Raw genomic sequence first — 4,162 nt, 5'->3', positions numbered from 1 at the left:
ACATTGAGATTACTATTCAAATATACGGATACAACTTCTGCTTTTAATTTTGAACTATATTTGGTCATAAAAAAAGTACCTCACAATCATTAGACTTTTTGTCTAACAATTATGAAGCACTTCATTAATATCTGGCCTATTTATTTTTGACAAGAATTTAACACCTTTGGCAGAAAGTTTCTGCTGCATTGCTAATTTACCGAATTCACGCTTAAGACTTGAGAGAACAATAGCTTTATTTTTCTTAACATGTAGTTCGTTAATTGCAGAATCAATAAGAGTTTGTTCTTGAGGATTACTTAAAGTAATACCTTCCAAAGTATTAAGTAATGTATGTTTTTCCATAAAAAATCCCTCCCTAAATAGTCTAATTCTCCAAATTATTTTTTGGAGATACTGAAATTCATAATCCCAGTGCTCAATTTACACCTTTAAGACAGATAAGCAAGCTTATTATCGTAGACAAAGCGCTACTTTCAAGTCTGTAGGCGGAGTCTAAGATTATTGGCTCTTTTAAATAGCTTTTTATAGTGCAAATATTTAGAAAAAAAGAAATAACATGTCTTAAAGAATTCCATTTTTTTCAAAATAATTTTTCTACAGTATACGAAAATGTTGGAGAGTGAATAAAACTGGTAGTAGTTAAACTGGTAAAGCTAGAAAGATTATCATTTTTCAATCGTCTTTTCTTATCTTAGTAGAAAACTTCATGTAAGTAGCTTTAATATATTCAATTTTATTATTCTTTTTGTGAACAGCAACAAAACCGTTATTGTCTGGATAATCTATTTTAAGAATTTCTTTTCCATCGACCTCATATGTATATAGGTTAGAGTCTAAAGCCTTGGCTCCAATAGAGTATTCAAAAAACACTATTTCATTCATAATATCAATCCTTCTCAAAAGATAAACTTTCCTATGGCTAAAGTTTAGTGTTGGACGGTAAAAAAACAAGCGGGGCTGTGCCGTAATTCCCATTTTTTCAATACTTGAAGGGCTGAGGAGTCCTTTTTCGTACAAATTAGGCTCGCTAGATTAATCTCTAGTGAGTTTCTCCCGTGTTGATAAAACATATATTTTATTAATGTTTATAATATCCATTATTTTCACTTTACATAATCTAACTCATATTAAATAACAACTATGCCAGTACATCATGTTTTTCTCCATTTTTCCTCATTTATAAACCTATTTTTCTCTTTAAATTCCGCTCACTCACACCTACATTATATCCGAAACTAATAGTTTACGTAGCGCAAAGTAAACAAATACGTTCTTTTTCTTGCGACCTTTTTGTTAAAAGCTATAATATAAGGAGGAGTTAAGAATGATAAATATAAAAAATGTTCGTAAAATACTCTATCTTGGTGCTGTAACATTAGCGTCAGTTATTGCATTCCCTGTATTTTATCCCGTTGATAAAATATCGGCTGATACCAATGACACTACAACGCAAACTTTAACACGTGCGAATACCACACCATCATTACACATTGTGTCTTTCATGCAAGAACCTGTTTCTGGTGGCTCATCCAAGGGAAAGTGGGAGTACATGTACACTTATGGCCCATATGCTTTTTTTAAAAATACTGCCACAGGTAATTGGAAAACTGTACAAATTATTTCGACTACTAAGTATACGATTAGTGTTATTGTCAACGGCTACGAACAGACATTTAAACGATATTTGAAAGGTGAATATGCTGCTGGGTAAAGTGCTTAAGATGGAGAGGTAATATAATTGTTTAAATTAGATAAGCGGAAATATTTGCTAGACTTTATGGAAAAACATCCAAACTTGAATAAGATTGAACAACAACTTATTGTGGATACTTCAGAAAATATCAATAATCCAAAAGTTGTGCAGGAACGTGAAATAGTCAAGCTGATCAATTCTCTTAAAAAATTATCCTTAGAACATCATCTATCAGACGATGGCCGAATTTTGTTAAAAAAGTTAAACCGGAGCGATTGGATTGAAGGACTAATTTACAATATGAATCTTTTTGGAAATTAGTAGTTTTGTTCATGGCCCTCTTCTAAAGTAAGAGATCTTTTCAAAAAATTAAAAAGGTCTCCAAACATTGGAGAAACAATATGATAAATTTTTATAAAAATATATGGTTTTATGTCGGACTATCATTGATTGGGCTGCTACTTCTAGTAATTTTTAATGCACCGGCTTCTTGGTATTATTACGATATTCTTATATGCGCTATCCCTGGTTTGATTAAGGGAGATGATTCACTAAAAAAAAGCATAATTATCACAAAAAATGCAAAGGCACAAACTAATGTCTGGGAATTTATGCGCAGTACTGGTTGGATGATGGTGATTGCAATTATTTATTTAGTCACCAAAATGATTATTGCTATCTTTAGTTAAGAAACATTTAATGTCTATAATTGGCAAATAACGCCTATAAAAGAGCAAGCAATGATTCTCTGCTTGCTTTTTTTGCGTTTCATCAGCATAATTATTTTGAAATCAGGAGGGTATTTATGAAGTTTGGTAATCGTCTAAAAAATGCAAGAACAGAATTGAATCTTACTCAGGAACAAGTTGCTAATGATTCTTTTATTACTAGACAAACAATTTCTAGTTGGGAAAACGAAAAAACCTATCCTGACATTGCTAGCTTAATTAAGTTAAGTGACTACTACCACATTTCACTAGATGTTTTGCTAAAGGAGGATTCTGGAATGAAAGAGTACTTAGAAGAAAGGCTGTTGAAAAATCACTTATACCCACAATTATTATCCTAACTGCTAGCAATTTTATTTTTCTATTCTATCTGGCTACTGGTATATTTAATAACATTGTTTTATTTTTAGGTACATTGAATGCTATTGCCTTAATTCAAGTGTTATCTATACAATTGCGCCTACGATCAGTTAAAAGTATTTCTAACAAACGAATTGGCTTACTTTGTAGTTTGGGGATATTTATCATTGGCATCTCACTCATTTTATTTAATCACAAAACGCTCGGTGCAATATTATTAGGAATTAGTATTGCTAATATGTTGGAATACATTTTCTTGAGCACTACCTCTAAATTCTAGTTTTAGGGTCTATATCTATCAAATAACCTCTTCCATTTTTCCATTTAGATATAGATTGCCTTGAAATATGTAAAATAGTAGCGATCTCATTTTGTGAGAATCCATTTGATTGACGTGCAACCTTAAGTTTAGTAGCCATATAGCTCATATATTTGCCCCTTCCTTGTCCTGCAATATTTTTAAGTAAACTTACAATTTACGTTGGCTTGAGTAAATTACTGCGTTCTTTATAAAAAAATGTGAATTGTTAAGGTTAAAGCATTAAACCGTATAAGGTTTAAAAAATATAGTTTCAAGGAGTGCAATATACATGAAAAAAATCCTTATTATTTTTACTCTAACACTTAGTATCATTTTAGGTGTTACTCTATCTCACAATAACACCTTAGTCCATGCTGATCCAATTACTAAAAGTTTAAATCCAACACTTGAAACACACAAAAGAAAATTAGGCGTTTCAAAAATTGAATATAGTAAATGGGCGAGTTATAACACCTCTAGCACACGTGCTAAAAGATTTTCATTAAATTTGGCTGAAGTCTCAGTTGGCGTGTTAGTAGCTCCTTTAAAATGGATTGGCGCAGCAATTAATACCGGTGATGCTCTTTTTTCTCTTGCGTCTTCATACTGTATTCAAGGAAAATCAATAGGAGATGTTTGGCCACATTACACTGTTAGAAATATTCTAGGCTATAATAAAGCTCATTACTGGGAAATAATAGGACAAGAAGCATACATAACTATGTACGGGAACTCTTCTCATTCATTCGTTAAAGCTCATGCACATTATTATCACTGGGTAAGCTAAATTATCTATTTAGGAGGTTCAATATGCACAATTTTTATAAAAAAGATTATTTCTACGCTATACTTGCCACTCTGACCTTACTATTGTTGTTAATTCTTAATGTTTCATCAATCTGGTATGTCTTAGCACCACCTATTTACTTTATTCCTTCAATAATTCTTGGCCTTTATAGAAAAAAACACAAACAGTAGAATTCAATGTAGCCTTATCTACATAAAATTATCGGTAGGAATATCATAGGGTCTATAATTCTCAAATAACCCCTCAAAAACATTGTTAAAATAGGGGTT

At 31.5% G+C, this 4,162-nt stretch carries 8 protein-coding genes; 5 read left to right on the top strand and 3 right to left on the bottom strand.

The features are described from left to right. Positions 1–102 precede the first annotated feature (102 nt). Both GSM_RS07605 and GSM_RS07600 read right to left on the bottom strand, forming a co-directional pair. Positions 103–345 (bottom strand): hypothetical protein, encoded by a 243-nt coding sequence (locus GSM_RS07605; protein ID WP_003688694.1) that lies wholly within the window; start codon positions 343–345, stop codon positions 103–105. A gap of 330 nt (positions 346–675) precedes the next feature. After that, complete coding sequence (locus GSM_RS07600) at positions 676–885, bottom strand: hypothetical protein (protein WP_003688692.1); 210 nt, start codon at positions 883–885, stop codon at positions 676–678. A 442-nt stretch (positions 886–1,327) separates the two neighbouring features. On the opposite strand from GSM_RS07600, the gene GSM_RS07595 reads away from it, so the two are divergent. The 4 genes from GSM_RS07595 to GSM_RS15280 all read left to right on the top strand — a co-directional run bounded on the left by GSM_RS07595 (position 1,328) and on the right by GSM_RS15280 (position 2,765). Beyond that, positions 1,328–1,714 (top strand): hypothetical protein, encoded by a 387-nt coding sequence (locus GSM_RS07595; RefSeq protein ID WP_003688690.1) that lies wholly within the window; start codon positions 1,328–1,330, stop codon positions 1,712–1,714. A gap of 27 nt (positions 1,715–1,741) precedes the next feature. After that, positions 1,742–2,017, top strand: coding sequence for a hypothetical protein (locus GSM_RS07590; protein ID WP_010078052.1), 276 nt, complete (start codon positions 1,742–1,744; stop codon positions 2,015–2,017). An 80-nt stretch (positions 2,018–2,097) separates the two neighbouring features. Then, a complete protein-coding gene (locus GSM_RS15405; protein ID WP_010078051.1) occupies positions 2,098–2,385 on the top strand; it encodes a hypothetical protein in 288 nt (95 codons plus the stop codon). 116 nt (positions 2,386–2,501) lie between these two features. Beyond that, the gene (locus GSM_RS15280; RefSeq protein WP_010078050.1) at positions 2,502–2,765 is read left to right on the top strand and encodes a helix-turn-helix transcriptional regulator; all 264 of its coding nucleotides are present in this window, start codon (positions 2,502–2,504) and stop codon (positions 2,763–2,765) included. Between the two features lie 288 nt (positions 2,766–3,053). Here GSM_RS15280 and GSM_RS14745 read toward each other — a convergent pair whose 3' ends face one another. Continuing rightward, entirely contained in the window at positions 3,054–3,212 is a 159-nt protein-coding gene (locus tag GSM_RS14745; protein WP_003688585.1) for a helix-turn-helix transcriptional regulator, read from the bottom strand. Positions 3,213–3,374: 162 nt separating this feature from the next. Between GSM_RS14745 and GSM_RS07570 the strand changes: the two genes are divergently transcribed. Beyond that, positions 3,375–3,872 carry a hypothetical protein gene (locus GSM_RS07570; protein WP_003688583.1) on the top strand — a complete coding sequence of 166 codons (498 nt, stop codon included), beginning with the start codon at positions 3,375–3,377 and terminating at the stop codon, positions 3,870–3,872. Positions 3,873–4,162: the final 290 nt, after the last annotated feature.

The organism is Liquorilactobacillus mali KCTC 3596 = DSM 20444 (genome assembly GCF_000260415.1).
In the GTDB taxonomy this organism is placed as follows: Bacteria; Bacillota; Bacilli; order Lactobacillales; family Lactobacillaceae; genus Liquorilactobacillus; species Liquorilactobacillus mali.
This window is presented reverse-complemented; position numbering and strand designations above follow the sequence as displayed.